The sequence below is a fragment of the Terriglobales bacterium genome, from assembly GCA_035487355.1.
Classification (GTDB): domain Bacteria; phylum Acidobacteriota; class Terriglobia; order Terriglobales; family Acidobacteriaceae; genus QIAW01.
On record DATHMF010000021.1, the window covers coordinates 1 to 15,708 of the forward strand.

At 54.0% G+C, this 15,708-nt stretch carries 9 protein-coding genes; 2 read left to right on the forward strand and 7 right to left on the reverse strand.

Annotation, left to right across the window (positions count from 1 at the left end):
* Positions 1–515: 515 nt before the first annotated feature.
* Together VK738_03985 and VK738_03990 are read left to right on the forward strand one after the other, a co-directional pair.
* A complete protein-coding gene (locus tag VK738_03985; GenBank protein ID HTD21787.1) occupies positions 516–4,310 on the forward strand; it encodes a carboxypeptidase-like regulatory domain-containing protein in 3,795 nt (1,264 codons plus the stop codon).
* 430 nt (positions 4,311–4,740) lie between these two features.
* Positions 4,741–7,329 (forward strand): glycosyl hydrolase family 28 protein, encoded by a 2,589-nt coding sequence (locus tag VK738_03990; GenBank protein ID HTD21788.1) that lies wholly within the window; start codon positions 4,741–4,743, stop codon positions 7,327–7,329.
* A gap of 305 nt (positions 7,330–7,634) precedes the next feature.
* Here VK738_03990 and VK738_03995 read toward each other — a convergent pair whose 3' ends face one another.
* The 7 genes from VK738_03995 to VK738_04025 all read right to left on the reverse strand — a co-directional run bounded on the left by VK738_03995 (position 7,635) and on the right by VK738_04025 (position 15,668).
* A complete protein-coding gene (locus VK738_03995; protein ID HTD21789.1) occupies positions 7,635–8,669 on the reverse strand; it encodes a LacI family DNA-binding transcriptional regulator in 1,035 nt (344 codons plus the stop codon).
* Between the two features lie 248 nt (positions 8,670–8,917).
* Entirely contained in the window at positions 8,918–9,529 is a 612-nt protein-coding gene (locus VK738_04000; GenBank protein HTD21790.1) for a histidine phosphatase family protein, read from the reverse strand.
* A 37-nt stretch (positions 9,530–9,566) separates the two neighbouring features.
* Positions 9,567–10,301 (reverse strand): adenosylcobinamide-GDP ribazoletransferase, encoded by a 735-nt coding sequence (gene cobS, locus VK738_04005; GenBank protein HTD21791.1) that lies wholly within the window; start codon positions 10,299–10,301, stop codon positions 9,567–9,569.
* An 8-nt stretch (positions 10,302–10,309) separates the two neighbouring features.
* On the reverse strand, positions 10,310–11,404 hold the full coding sequence (cobT, locus tag VK738_04010; protein HTD21792.1) for a nicotinate-nucleotide--dimethylbenzimidazole phosphoribosyltransferase: 1,095 nt from the start codon (positions 11,402–11,404) through the stop codon (positions 10,310–10,312).
* A complete protein-coding gene (locus VK738_04015) occupies positions 11,388–12,182 on the reverse strand; it encodes an ABC transporter ATP-binding protein (GenBank protein ID HTD21793.1) in 795 nt (264 codons plus the stop codon). Before VK738_04015 ends, cobT begins: the two co-directional genes overlap by 17 nt.
* Positions 12,179–13,273 (reverse strand): iron ABC transporter permease, encoded by a 1,095-nt coding sequence (locus VK738_04020; protein ID HTD21794.1) that lies wholly within the window; start codon positions 13,271–13,273, stop codon positions 12,179–12,181. Before VK738_04020 ends, VK738_04015 begins: the two co-directional genes overlap by 4 nt.
* Positions 13,274–13,280: 7 nt before the next feature.
* Positions 13,281–15,668, reverse strand: coding sequence for a TonB-dependent receptor plug domain-containing protein (locus VK738_04025; GenBank protein HTD21795.1), 2,388 nt, complete (start codon positions 15,666–15,668; stop codon positions 13,281–13,283).
* Positions 15,669–15,708: the final 40 nt, after the last annotated feature.

Sequence of the window (15,708 nt, forward strand, 5' to 3'; positions counted from 1 at the left end):
CGGCGGGTTTAGTCGCGTCGGGTCGGTCCCTTGCCGCAGGCTTGAGGCTCCAAGGCATGACGAGTGTAATTGTGAATATCGAATCTCCTGCCAACGTAACCCAGTTTTTCTGACTTTATTATTGAGTTTTCCTGAGTTTAGACAACGGTTTCCTATTTGAGAATGATTAATGGCAAGGAAAAAACCCTCCGTCTGAAATACCACCAGCAAAGTACCGGCTAACCAGCTTTAAGCAGGGAAGACCCGAATGTCAGTTTTTACCTGAAGTCAAGCCTGTAAAGTTTGCTATCCGCCCCCAGCGTTTCAACATATGAAATCATAAGTTTTTCCTATTGAATTTATCCAAGTTTCTGTTGTACAGTTCGTCCGCAGAGGGTATGAAAACGATTACATATCAAGATAATCACGTACCGCTCTATACATCCAACTGAATAGTGCCAGCGAACTCTAAAGTCTAAAAACGGGCCTTATTCAGTGGATGACTAAACATTGTTTCTTCTTAGGGGGAGAGTTTTATGAAACGGCAGTTTCTCGCACTGACCGCTATTCTGGCGGTGTGTTTTTCACTTATCAATATTGCTGGGGCACAAAGTTCCAGCGGCGACATCTACGGACGAGTTTTGGATTCCAACGGCGATGTCATTCCTAATGCTGAGGTCACGCTGACCAACCAGCAAACGGGAGAGACCCGGTCGGCCAAAAGCGGAAACTTAGGCGACTTTATCTTTGCCACGCTCCAGCCTGGTGCCTATACAGTGCTGGTCAAGGCCCAGGGCTTCAAGGAGCTGGAAAAAAAGGACCTGAACTTGAGCGCGTCCGAGCGGCTCTCGACAGGGGATTTGCGTCTTGCGCTTGGTAGCGTCAAAGAAACGGTTACCGTAGAAGCCAACGCCACGCCGGTGCAGACCAATAGCGGCGAGCGCTCGGCGCTTCTGGATTCCACCCAGGTGACCAACCTCATGTCACGCGGCCGTGACATTATGGCACTGCTTGATGTTCTGCCTGGTGTCGTGGAAGACGGAGAGGGCAACGATTCCCTGGGAACCTTCAAGTCTCCCGCCGCCATGTCGGGCACTCGCGGCGACTACAACGGCATGAATATGGATGGCATCTCGGCCACCCCGCGCAGCGGCTCCAATCTGGATACACCCCTGAATATGGACGCGATCTCTGAGGTTAAGGTGCTGCAGAACAGCTACCAGGCGGAATACGGCAAGGGCGCGGGCTCCATTATCAATGTACTCTCCAAGAGCGGTGGGCGCAGCTTCCACGGCGCGGCTTACGATTACGTCCGCAACGAAGCTTTCAACGCCAGAAATTTCTTCGACTTTGAAAAACGCGATAAGATTACCGGAGCGCTGCCGCCGAAAAATAAGTATCGTTATGAGACCTTCGGCTACAACGTCGGTGGGCCGGTTTTCATCCCCAATCATTTCAATACTAATCACGACAAGATGTTCTTCTTCTTTTCGCAGGAAATTCTGAAGAACACCCAGCCTAACAGCACGCGCCAATTCCTGGTTCCTACTGCGCTAGAGCGCCAGGGCGATTTCTCGCACAGTTATAATGGCTCCAAGAATGGTGTTGCGCAACCACTGGTTCTCAGTGATCCTGTGCAGATTGCAGCTGGTAAGACTTGCAAGAAAGTTGGCGATCCCGGTTGTTTTCCTAACCCTGGCGGTACAGGAACTGGCGGAATCATTCCCACCAACCGGATTGATCCCAACACACAGGCGCTGCTGAACATTTTTCCTATGCCGTTACCTGGGATGGATCCAAACTTCGCGGCGATCAATGGTTACAACTATCAGATCACGGATACAAGCGACAGGCCGGTTCGGCAGGAGATTCTCCGCATTGACTACAACTTCACCAACAATCTGAAGGCCTTTATCCGTGGTATGAATTTGCATACCCATGATAACGGTACTGCTTCAACGGCCAATAAGAATACCTGGGGCCCGGGTCCTATGGATTACACCATCGTTGGTCCCAACGTGGGCGGAACCGTGACTTGGATCATCAATCCTACGCTGGTCAATGAGTTCACCTTCGGATGGGCCGACTGGCGTGAGCACCAAATTGTACCTGCCAGCACCATGAACAGTCTTTTGAGAGCGAACGTCGGCTTCAACGAATCGATGCTCTTTTCTGCCCCTGGGCAACTCACTTCCGCTACGAATCTGTTGGGCTTGATTCCTGCGGCAAAGTTCGGGAGCGGCAAGACAGCCAATATCGCGTACGATAATCGTTTCCCGCTGAATAATAATGCTTACACTTACAGCCTTACCGAAGGTATCAGCAAAATCTGGGGCAATCATCAGTTTAAGGTTGGCATTCAGGCCGAGCGTGCCACCTACTGGCAGCTTCATAGCGGTACCTCCAACGGCGAGGGCAACTTTGATTTCACCGGTGGTAATAACAACAGTGGAAACGGTTACGCCAATGGACTGCTGGGAAATTTCAACACCTACAGTGAGTCCAAGAATGTTGCCAATCAAGGTCCCGTAACCCGAATTCTGGAATGGTATGTGCAGGACACATGGAAGGCGCTGCCTCGCCTCACTCTGGACATCGGCGTACGCTTTACCGCCGGCCTGCCGCAGATTGTCCGGCAGCATATGGCGGCCACGTTGAACCAATCTCTCTATAATCCCGCCACGGCGCCGGTGCTTTACCAAGACATATCAATTGCTCCTGGGACCTGCAAGAACGCGAAGCAGGTACGTGCTGCCTTTAACCCGATTACTAAGTCGGCATGCGACGCCAATGGAAATCCATTGTCCACGTCAATCATCGGGCAATTTGTTGGAGCCGGATATGGAAGTTGGCCAAATGGACCCCTGCCTGATGGTATTGGTATATCCGGCATTAACGGTTATCCTCAGGGCCTGATTGATTTCGAAGGTGTTTACACTGCGCCCCGCTTCGGCTTTGCCTGGGACGTCTTTGGTGACGGCAAGACTGCCCTGCGCGGTGGGTTCGGCATCAACTACAATCCACGCCAGGGATCAGGGGTCTTAGGCGACACGGATAACACGCCGCCACTTGCCCTTAACGTACAGCAGTTTAACAACAGCACTCTCTCTAGCTCGCTTAACTATTACCTGAATCCGGCTTTGGCGGACTTCCAGAGCCCGGTTAACATCGCTCGCATGTTGCTGCGCAATAGCAGGCAGCCGGTAGCCTACAACGCCAGCATTGGCATTCAGCGTGAGATTGGTTTTGCGACCGTTGTGGATGTCGCCTATGTCGGCAGTTTCGGCCGGCACATGGGGCAGCTTACTGACCTTGGCCAGGTGCCCTTGGGGTCAAGATTTGGGTTCCTTGATACTGCCAATCTTGGCAGCAACCCCCTTACCGCCCCCAACTTCCAGAATGACAACTTCTTGCGCTATTCCTGCTGCTATGGCAGCTATTCCCAGGTGCCGGTGTTGACCTTTACCGGCAATTCTAGTTATCACTCTCTGCAGACCCAGGTAACCCATCGCTTCTCTCATGGTATGCAGTTTGGCGGTGTGTGGACGTGGTCAAAAGCCATGGACTACAACGACGCTGACAAGTCCAATATTGTGGGAGGCGGGCTCTCGCCAAAGGTCTATAACTACGGTCTGGCTACGTATGACCGCAGACATGTAGTCGCCATCAATTATCTGTTCAGCTTGCCCAAAGCCAGTCGGCTGTGGGACAACGGCTTTGTCAGAAACGCCCTCGATGGCTGGCAGGTTGCTGGCATCACCCGGTTCAACAGCGGAGCTCCTCTATTCCTTAACGGTGGCAACAACGGTGGCAGCTCCGATTACTTTGGAAGCTCGGGTAACCTGCAATTCCCAAGTGGTGTCAACACAGATATCACCGGCGGCGGTCCTGGCTGGCGTCCCCAGATCATTGCGGATCGGGTGCTGCCCAGAGGCGATCGCAATTACTTCCACTATTTCAACCCAGTGGCCTTCACTTTGCCGGCTAGCTTGGTGTGTAATCCAATATGCCAGTTGCCCCGGGACGCTAATGGCAACATGATCATTGGAAACGGACCCGCGGTCATCGCCACCGGCCCCGGAATCGCGAACTTCAACATGTCGCTCTTCAAGAACTTTGATGTGACCGAGCGAGTGAAGCTCCAGTTCCGTGTCGAGGCCTATAACGTGTTCAACCACACGCAATTCTCTGGAGTGAACACCAGTCCCAAGTTCGACCAATTTGGCAATGTGGCCAATCTCCAGGTGCCTGGAGCCACCGACTGGTTCGGACGCGTCACCAGCGCTCGTGACCCGCGCATCATGCAGTTCGCCCTGCGCATCACCTTCTGACGCTGGGGTTGATATAAACTATTTACCCTCTCCACTGGATGGCTTGCAAATCCAGTGGAGAGTTTCATTTGTACCCCGAAAACCGATGTCATGCTGCGCGCTGCCCGATTTCTACAGCTCCTATGAAACGATTGGTCCGGCCCCAATATTCAGCCTTTTTAAATGTTTCGTTTAGCAATATTGATTTGACACAATTCACGGAAGATGTAAACGTTTACCCGTTTGTTTCTTCGCTCTTTGTCGAAAGTCACACTTCAACCTTCCGCACAGGCAGAACAAGTGACGCAGCCGAATTCGTTGGGCAGCCTTTAGGCCTCTCGACGGGTTAATTTCAACTTGTTAATTCACAGTGCAATGAAATTGGCACCAAAACGTCAATTTTTGCTTGCTTCCAGCGTCCCAAACGCTGAAACGGTAAGGAGAAACCAGAATGCAACGTGTATTACCTTGCAGAACGATAATATTGTGCGTGCTGATCGTGGCGGCGCTTTCCGCTCAGTGCGCGGCACAATGTACAACGGCCACAGGAGGCGGTGGGTTCGTCAACTCGCCCTTCACGGCGCAAACCGGGACCTTCACGGCCACCTTTGATGCCACGTCTTCGTTGAGCCACATGAACAGCGTGGTCGCACTCTCGCACGGGGCAGGGACTGCCTATGCCGCATTTGCCAACCTGGTTGCATTTAACGGCACCATGGGTGTGATTCTGGCGCGTGACGGTGGAGGCTATTCCGGGCCCACACCGGCCATCCCGTACTCCGGCGGAAATACGTATCACTTCCGTTTGGTGGTCAACGTTCCCGTGCATACTTACGACATCTTTGTAACTCCGCCGGGAGGATCAGAGTTGACCGTCGGAACCGGTTTCCACTTCCGCACCGAGCAGAACACGGTGACCAGCCTCGATAATCTTGGAGTCTTTGTGGGCGCTACGTCGGGTACGCTCACGGTTTGCAACTTTTCAACTGGCATCCCGCAGCCCAACTTCGCGGTCTCTGTTTCGCCCACTTCGCAGACCACAGCCGCGGGCACTCCCACGAACTACACCGTTACCGTGACTCCTTCCAATAGCTTCACCGGCAATGTTGCTTTGAGCGTTAGCGGACTGCCCGCCAGCATAGGTGCCAGCTTCAGTCCGACGCCGGTCACCATCACGAGCGGTCCGGCATCTTCAACGCTGACAGTCTCCCCGGACGCCTCAACTGCGGCGAACACCTACAGCTTCACTATCACCGGTACAAGCGGCAGCACATCGCACAGCACAGGGGCTAGCGTGGTGGTTACGCAGGCTACGGTGCCCAGCTTCTCGCTCGCGGTTTCTCCGGCGTCGCAAAGTGTAACCGCAGGCAACAGCGCCAGCTACACCGTGACGGCAACCTCGCACAACAACTTCAACGGCTCTGTAGGACTGAGCGCCAGCGGTCTGCTCTCAGGCGAATCGGCCGGCTTCAGTCCCTCGGCGATTACGGTTCCGGCGAACGGTTCCAGCACTTCAACCATGACCGTTACCACTTCAACGTCCACCTCTGGAAGCTCGACGATAACCGTTACCGGCACGAGCGGCACACTTTCCGCCACGGCCAGCACACTGCTTACGGTAAACAGCAGCACTGGAAATGTATTCAATGTGAGGACCGCCTGCGGTGCAGCCGGTAATGGTTCTACCAATGATGCAGGCGCCATCAACCATTGCATTGCATTGGCCAGCGCGGCCAGTGGTGGAGGCACCGTCGAATTCCCCGCGGGCACTTATGCCTCAACTTCCATCCATATGATGAGTAACGTAACCCTGCAACTGGACGCCGGTTCGACCATCCGAGGCACCGGTGCCATGGATCCGGCTGAGCCAAATCCGTTTAGCGCCTTCCAGGACTTCGGCCACAGCCACTTCCATGCCGCGCTGATCTGGGGCGAGCATCTCAGTAACATCGGCTTTACCGGTACTGGCACCATCGATGGTGGTGGTCGCCTGGTTACCGGCAACCCAGGCAGTGGGCAGGGCGACAAGGCCATCTCGCTGCGGGAGTGCAACAATGTTACCGTTACCGGCATTACCATCAGGAATGGAGGCCATTTCGGCATCCTGGTCAACGGCATCGTTGGTATGACCGTGGATAACGTGCACATTCTTGAAGCCAACCAGAGAGACGGTTTCAATCTCATCAACAGCCAGCATGTTACCGTCAGCAACTCTGATATCCAGGGGAGTGACGATTCCATGTGTCTCAAGAGCGATTTCGCTCTAGGCAGGGATGTACTCAACACGGATATTCACATCTTCAATGACCACATCCTTTCGACCGGCAACAACGCTACGCAATTCGGCTCCGAGACGTGCGGTAGTTACTCGAATATCCACTTCGATCATCTCACCATCACAGCCGCCGGCAAGGCCGGAATCGGGATCACCTCGAATGACGGTGCTGTCATTGACGGCATAACCTACGACACCATCACCATGTCGGGCACAACCGTCCCGATTTGGATCAAGACGGGTGATCGTGCCCGTTGCGGCGGCCCGCGGCCACCCGTCGGTATCATCCGCAACATCAGCATCAGCAACGTGACCGCGGTTCACTCCCGCAGTGGCCGTGGGGAATTCACGAACACGATGAGCGGACGTGCGGGTGTTCCCATTCAGAACGTCACCATTGACAATGTAAACCTGACAGAACCGGGCGGGCATCCGGCATCGGATGTCAACATCAATCCTCCGGAGACTAATGATTGGCAGCCGGCGGGCCAGGGCACCAAGCCGTCGTATGGATGGTGGCTGCGGCATGTGAGCGGAATCACATTCCATAACAGCCAGGTCCACTTCGACGCCAATGACGGAAGACCAGCGTTCATCGTGGTTGACGGCCAGAACGTCACGCTCGATGGAGTCACCTTTGATCGCGGATCAGCAAGTCCTTACGATCTGGGCTTCAACGGCGTGAATGGCTTCCATGTGGTGAACACGCAGTCCTCCACCGGGCAAGCTCCAAGAATCAACGCTGTAAACTCAACCCCCTTCTAACCTCCATGCTGACGCCTCGATTGGCCATCTCCCAAAATGGGATGGCTGATCGAGGCCTTTTTCTTTGTGTGCTAGTGTGGCACAGCCGTCCCCGGCTGTGTGCCGTAGCGCTGGCGTCTCGCCCAAGCATGCTGAGCGAAGCTCGCTCTGAGCGACGCTTGAAAGGGAAGGATATTGCGGTTGTTTTTTTTCGACACGTTTCTTATTGCTATTTCTCTGCAAGAATCTGAAGACGACGCCAACAAAAAACCTTGGCTTCCTCGGCGTTCCTCAGTGTCCTCTGCGATAAAAATAAACTGCGGGAATTACGACCGTACCCCAGACGGCATCGTAATCACGCGCCGCTTGGTTTTCGCCTTGCCCGTTGATTCGCGGATGATGAGATGGGTCCCAATACCGAACTCGGCGCCCTTTGTATTTCCCCGGATAGATTGCAGCAGGGCATTGCAGGCCAGGCTGGCCAGTTCAGAGCGCAGCAGCCTGACGGTTGTCAGAGGAGGCTCGGTAAACTGCGCCATGTCAATATCGTCGAAGCCGACGACGGAAACGTCTTCTGGGATACTGAGCCCGGCTTGTCGGATACCGCGCAGCGCGCCGATAGCTGTCAGGTCATTGGAAGCGAGCACGGCCGTAGGTGGATTCTGGCGCTGCAGCAGGCGGGTGATAGCGCTCAGCCCTCCGTCTACTTTGTGGTTGCCTTCTTCTACCAGGTCACTGTGCTCGGTCACGCGCCGGCCCAGGCAGCGCAGAAATGCTTCCCGCCGTACGCGCGCCGATTTCAGCGTCCCCGGTCCGCTGATAAACGCGATACGAGAGTGCCCCAGTCCGCGCAGATGGTCTACCGCCTGCGTGATGCCTTGCGCGTAGTCCACTTTAATGTTGCAGACTCCTTTGCGGACTTTACCTACATCCAGGAAAACCAGAGGCACCTTTCGGCTGGCGAGCTGGTTGATCAGCGACCGGTCCATCTCTGAGGTCATGATGGCAACGCCGTCGGTCTTGCGCTCAATCATGCGTCCTACAGAATGCGCCATGCGGGCGCTCTCGTAGTTGGTGGACGTAATCAATACGTCATAGCCGTTTTCCAGCGACACATCTTGAAATCCACGGATCAATTCCGGGAAGAACGGATTGGTGATGTCAGAAACCACCAGGCCTAATATGTGGCTGCGGCCTGAGACCAGGGTTTGCGCATTGGTATCGGGACGGTAATCCAGTTGTTTGATGGCCCGTCGTACTCGCTTGGCAGTTTCTGGGGTTACAGATGCACTGTTGTGTAACGTTCGGGAAACCGTCGCGATGGATACCTTGGCCCGTTTTGCGACTTGTTTGATCGTCATCGTAAGGAATTTAGTTGGATTGTACACCATGTAGAGGTATAGATAAGGTCGCTGTACTTTCTATTCTGCAGTAAAGCATATGGAAGTAGTACTTTATAAATATCAGTTAAAACGTTGATTATTAAGTGATAATATACGCGACAAATAGATCATATCAAGGCCGTTAAAAGACGGCTAGGACGACGAGGTTCTTTGGCCGGGAGCTGACAGAAAAAAATTTCCTCTGCGCTCCTCCGCGTCCTCTGCGGTTAAGAATTAAGAGCAAAGTTGACGCCGTCAACCCGCCAACTCTGCTGCGCGTAACGCAATATCGTGATTCCGCCATAATCAACTTCAATCTTGTGCATCGCCTTTTCACTCATGCTAAGTATGCTGACCAGCGCCGCCCGGATAAACCCCGCATGAGTGACAACGCTCACGCAGCCATGTTCAGATTCTTTCAAGACCGCTTGAAGTTCAGCCTCAACCTGTGAACGATATTGCTGGAAAGACTCACCGCCCGGAGCAGGCTGCAGAGGATAATCGCCGAGCCATAAAGATGCGGCTGCCGGGTCCCTGGCTTCAATCTCAGTCCAGGAAAGGCCCTCCCACTCCCCGAAACTGATTTCGCGTAAACCCTCACGCACCCGAAGCGCGAGAGATTTCCGGGCGGCAATCGCTGCCGCGGTGTCATAAGCACGTTTTAAGTCACTGGTATAGACCTTGCTGATGGGCCAGCGCTCAAGACAATTGGCGATATCGCAAAGCTGCTTCTTGCCAATGTCACTCAAAGCAGTGTCAGTGTGCCCACAGAAACGTCCCGCCATCATCGAATGCGCATGACGAACCAGCAAGAGTGTAGTTTCTGAAGGCACTGCCATCACCCATTTTTTCTCTGTGTTTCCGTGGTGAATAGATCTACGTCCCCAGCACACCACAAAAATAAACCGCAATCTCCGTGAGCTGGTTCGTAGCACCAAGACAATCTCCGGTAACCCCGCCAATCTGGCTCTTATAATAAAGACCGCTGGCGAGTGTCACCGCTGTTGCCGTAGCAACAGGAACCCAACTTGCATTGCGAAGCGCCCAATAGCACACCGCCATCGTGAACAGGGTGCCCAAAACCAGTGTCGCCACGGAAATTTGCTTTGCCACATGGGCGCCTTGTCCTTCCTGCTCTCGCGCTGGCTGCAAAAAGAAGCTCAAAGGAAGTGTGCTCCAGCGGCAAAGAACATGCGCTGCGATGATATAGAGCGAAAACTTGTTCGGCGATAACTTGCTCAACAAAACATAGCGGGCGAGCAATGACAAGACCAGTGCAATCGCTCCGTAACTCCCGATCCTGCTGTCGTGCATGACGGTCAGGATTTGGTCTTTGTTCCAGCCGCTGCCAAAGCCATCCGCCGCATCAGCCAGACCATCTTCGTGAAAACCGCCTGTAATCACGACGAAGTACGTCAGCACCACAATTGCTATGACGTTCCGGTCTAAATGATTGCTCAGTATTTTGTTCAGACCAACCGCACCCGCCGCTACCAGCAACCCCACAAGAGGAAAGAATTTGGCGGCGCGTGCCAACGAGTCAGGAGTGTAGGGCACCGTTGGAGCCGGAAGCCGCGTCAGAAATCGTAACGCCAGAAGCAAGTCTCTCAAGATACCCATCATGCTTTCACTGTGCTCACATGCGCCGAACTGAACGTCGCCATCTGGTTGTAAATCTTCACTGCAGCTTCGACGACGCCAAAAGCGAGCACTGCTCCGGTTCCTTCTCCCAGCCGCATGTTCAACTGCAATATCGGTTGCAGGTCAAGATGTTCGAGCAGGATGCGATGTCCCGGCTCCTGTGATTGGTGGCCGGCCACCAGGCATTCGCGCAACTTGGGTTGTAGGGCACAGGCAACGGCTGCGGCAGAAGTGGCTATGAATCCATCAATGACCGTGACAATGCGATGACGTGCACAGCTTAAGAGCATGCCGGTGATCGCGGCAATCTCGAATCCACCCACACAGCGCAAAATATTGAGCGGATCAGAAGCCTTCAACCCATGCTTTGCCAGAACAGCCTCAATGACGGCCCGCTTTTGCTCCAGCGCTGTGCCTGTTACGCCGGTTCCCGCGCCGGTCACAAGTGAAGCAGACACTCCAGTCAAAGCGGCTGTGATCGCGCTGGCCGCGGTGGTATTGCCGATTCCCATCTCACCCACTGCCACTAGCTCTGTGCCCTGGCGGTTGGCTTCATCTGCGAGTTCAATCCCCACATGGATCGCCTGCAGCATCTCCGCTTCTTCCATGGCAGCGCCTCGCAGCATGTTGCGCGTTCCCCGGCCAATCTTCCTGTGTAACATTCCATGCACTGAAGAAAAGTCCGCATCCACGCCGACATCTACGATTACAACTTCGGCCCCCACATGTTGAGCAATAACATTGATGGCCGCGCCTCCGTTCAGAAAATTCAATACCATCTGGCAGGTTACTTCCCTTGGATACGCGCTCACGCCCTCCTCGGTGATTCCGTGGTCAGCAGCGAACACATAAACGGCCTTTCGTTCCACATGCGGCTGCGCCGTCTGTTGAATCGCAACGATCTTTGCGGCGATTTCTTCAAGTCGTCCCAGGCTGCCGATCGGCTTCGTCAGGCAGTCGAGGTGAGAGCGTGCGTGGGCCAGCCAACCGGAATCTGGCAGCGAGATGGCTTCAACGGTCTCCTGTAGCAGGCGATGATCTGCAGGCGCTATTTTTTCAGTGTGCGCGTTCAATGTGTTCCACCTCCGAAGAGAAGTAGTCAGCCTGTCGCAGGATCGGTAGCGCCGCGTGGCTATTTAGACCGAAAGCCTGCGCCAGCAGCTCAGGACGAAGCATGGTTGAAGCTGTGCCTTGTACAACCCTCTGCTCATGCACCAGGGCAACTTTCGGAAATGCCTGCTGGACCGCATGCAAATCATGGATTGCCGCCACAATCGTCACGCCTTCCCGATTGAGTTTCAGAAGCAACTCGAGGATTTCAGCCTGCCGCCCAATATCGAGATGCTGCGTGGGCTCATCGAGCAGGAGCAGCTTTGGTTGTTGTGCCAGTGCAATTGCAATCTTGACGCGCTGTTGCTCGCCGCCGCTGAGTTGATTGAAGATCCGTTTGCGCAGGTGTGTAATCTGCGTCCGTGACACGGCCTCATGGATCGCCGCATAATCTTCTGTACGCAAATTGTGCAGTGCGCGTAAGTAGGGCGTGCGCCCCTGTGAGACTAATTGTTCTACTGTGAACTCAAAAGGTACGAACAACTGTTGTGGAACAAAGGCAACGAACTGGGCAATGTTGCGCTTACGCATTTTCTTCAATGCGCATTCATCCAGAAAAACCATACCCTGTTGCGGATCCAGAAGTCCGGCAGCCATGCGCAACAATGTGGTTTTGCCTGATCCATTGCGTCCTATGATGGCCACCCGTTCGCCCTCTTTCACGCCCAAAGAAGCCTCGTGCAAGATGGACTGCGGTCCGTAAGAAAAAGTGATATCGCGTAATTCGAGCAGTGTCCTCATAGGGCATACTCCCGCTTGTTGCGGCGGAGCAGGAAAAGAAAGACCGGCCCGCCAACAAATGCCGTCAATATTCCGACTGGAAGCTCAGAGGGCGAAAGCACAGTGCGCGCCAGCGTGTCCGCCAGGATCAGAAAGATCGCGCCTGCAAGCCCAGCAATCGGCAGCAGCCGGACATGGTCGGGCCCGATGAGCAGGCGTACCAAATGGGGAATGACAAGACCGACAAATCCAATCAGCCCTCCAATCGCCACGGCGGCCGCAGTCAAAAGAGAACCAACAACAATGATCGAAGCTCTGAGCAACTCGACCCTGATGCCGAGCTGTTGCGCGTAGTCGTCGCCCAGGCAAAGTGCATTGAGTGAGCGGGTCAGGAGCAAAGACAAAAGAGCTCCGATGCCTACCATCACTGCCACGAGTGCTATTTGTGGCCACTCGGTGTTGGAAACCGCTCCGTGAAGCCAGGTCGTCAGCAGGCGGATGGCAACGTCGGACTCAGGATGAAGTAAAACTACGAACGTGGTGGAGTATGACAGCATTGTGCTCAAAGCAAGACCAGACAGGAGCAAAGTAACAATCGGAGTGCGTCCACCAACGCGTGCCAGCCAATACACAACCACCATGGTCAACAATGAGAAGCAAAACGCCAGGGAAGCAGTCGCTCCAAAGCCCAGGAGCGAGACATGCGGCATCAGCACAACTCCGATGGTTGCGCCCAAAGCAGCTCCACCCTGAGTGCCGATGACGTAAGGGTCTGCCATCGGGTTGCGAAACAGTCCTTGGAACAACACACCGGCAATGGAAAGAGCGCAGCCGACCAGCGCCGCAGCCAAAACGCGTGGAAGTCGAATTTGGAAAACGATGGTCTTTTCTGTCTGCAAGGTTTCTGCATGGCGGTTGAGAAACACAGACGCCACCGTAGCTGGTTTCATGCTTACTGCGCCAACGCAAGTCGCTAGAAATATTTCGACGACCAGCAGTAAGCAGAGCCCAATCACGATTGCCAAGAGGCTGCCGGTTCTGCTTTGGGGATTTACAGCGGCAGCCTCGCGCTCGTGCGTTTCCTGGACTTCGAGTTGTGATTCTCGCGACATTATTTATTTACTTAATTCTCCACGACTCGCCTCCAAGCGTAAGGCGAATGCCTGTGCGGAAGGCAAGAGGCGAAGACGGAAAACCAAACGCGGCATCGTAATGCTGATTTGCCAGATTTTCGACGCTTGCGTAGAAGCTTAAAAACTGGCTGACCCTGTAACTCCCGTTAAAATCAATTTTCTGATACGAGTCGGCAAGGTTTCGATTGGGCAACAACATAGTGTTACCGAAGAAGCCGTCACTGAGAAACGTGCTGTCATCGCGGCGGCTGGCAAGGTATCCACCTAATCCCACGGTAAATTTTCGTCTGTCGTATGAGATCAAGAAGCTCCCGGAATGGGGCGCACGCCGGAATGGCCGGCTGCCAACCAAGGGTGAGAATGCTCCGATTGGAATCATTCCTGGAAGTGTCGAATTCGTGACAGGTCCCAACGCACTGCTCGAAAACGAGCGCTGCACAACCGGATCAAGATAAGTGTAGCTCCCACGCGCACGCAGACCGTGTCCTAAATCAAACTCGATCTCGCTCTCTACGCCCTGGGCGCGAAAATCGGCTGAGTTGACGGTCGCTCCGAAAAGTGTTGCCTGTGCTATGTCGAGAGGAACTCCCAATGAGGGCAAGGCATTCTTGTCTACGAATTCCATCTGATCGGTGAACTGGTTATGAAAGAAGGTAATGCCAATTTTCGCTCGGGCATTCCATATCGTCTGCTCAATTCCCACGTCATAGCTGCGCGAACGTTCCGGCCCGATGGGCCGTACGTGGAATTGGGATATCAACTGTTGTCCGTTGCTGAGTCCTGAGAGCAGGTTAAACAGGGAAGTGCTTTCTGAAAAGATATCCGGTTCTTTGATCCCTTTGCCGAAGTTGAATCTCAACTTTGTGCCATTGAATACCCCACTAGAATTCGGACGAAAGACGTAATACGCAAGCGATAGCCGTGGGGTGACGTGCACTCCAAAAATCTGGTCGTTCTCTACCCCGAGTCCAACCGTAACGTAGAGCCGCGTCCAGAGATTGCCTTGTGCCTGCACGGTATAGCTGAAGTTGTCGCGGTTGGTCGGCGTATGGCTTCCCGAAAAGTTTGTAAACCCGCGTTCATTCTCATAACGGAACCCGACCAAGGCTGTCAGATGTGGATTGAAAACATAGTCAGATTGAGCTGAAACAAAATCGCGGTTCGTGAGCGTGTCGGACCGCATGGGATATGCGCCGCCGGAATCAAGAATCGCCTGCCCGCTGGTGCTGAAGCCATTTGCACCGCGAATCGTAATGGGCATTCCCAGGTAATTGAGGCCAAATCCAAGTGGATCGTCGGGCAACGGATCAAAGGGGATACCGGTCGGAGAGAGATTTTCAAACTGCGAGCGCAGTCTCGTAGCTCCGTAACGGACCTGATTGAGCCAATGCGACGTAGTTTGGTTCTGTAGCGATGCTCCTATGTAGGTGTCCTGTTCTTTCTGAAAAGAGTCATCGGCGATGCCGAAGAAATCCAGGGCATTGGGAAGACTGGAAGCAGTTACCGTACGCCGCGCCGTGAGGCGCAGTTGTGTGGAAGAAGTTGGCGCCCAGCCGAAATTTCCTGCAAATGTACCGTTGTGGAACGCGCTGTGCGGCTCACTGTTGCGAGTGTCAAAGCGAGAAAAGTCTGAAAAATAATCGAACTGGCGATAGGCTCCGCCGAGTGATGCTTCATGGCGCATCGTAGAAAAATTCCCGCCATCGCCTGAGTAAATGAATTCCGGCAACGGAGTAGTGCCACGCCGCGTGGTCAGGTTGATGACTCCTGAAAGTGCGTCAGCGCCATAGAGTACGCTGTTAGGCCCTCGCAATACTTCGACTTGGCTGATGCCGGTGTCGGCAAGATTCGCGAATCCAAAACCTCCGCCAATGTCGTTGATCGGAATTCCATCCAGTAACACTTTGTTTGTGTTTTCGTTTCCTCCGCGCAAAAACAAGGTAGTTTGTCCGCCTCTTTGTCCCACTTGGATTACCTGAAGGCCAGGCACGAGCCGCAGCGGTTCGAGCACGTCAAGCTTGTTCTGGAATTGGTCCTGGTTGATCACAGAAACCGAAGCGCCTACTTGGGAATCCGGTATTTCCGTTCCCGTCGCCGAGACCACGATTTCCTGGGTTGTGGTGCCGACCTTAAGCCTGAGGTTGATCTGGGTCGTCCCTCCGCCGAAATAAACATCAGGACTTGTTTCCGACGTAAATTGCGGGGCCCGTGCGCGGATATGGTAACGTCCAGAGCGCAAAGACGAAAACTGAAAATCTCCAAGCGTGTCAGTCGTAGTCGTGCCAGCTTGTTCCGTATCACGAAACAGCTCGACTTGAGCGTTAGGGATAACCGCGCCCAAGGGATCACTGATTGTGCCTCTGATCGTGCCCAATTCCGTGGCTGCTCCAAAGTCAGGTAGAAGCAACCAAATC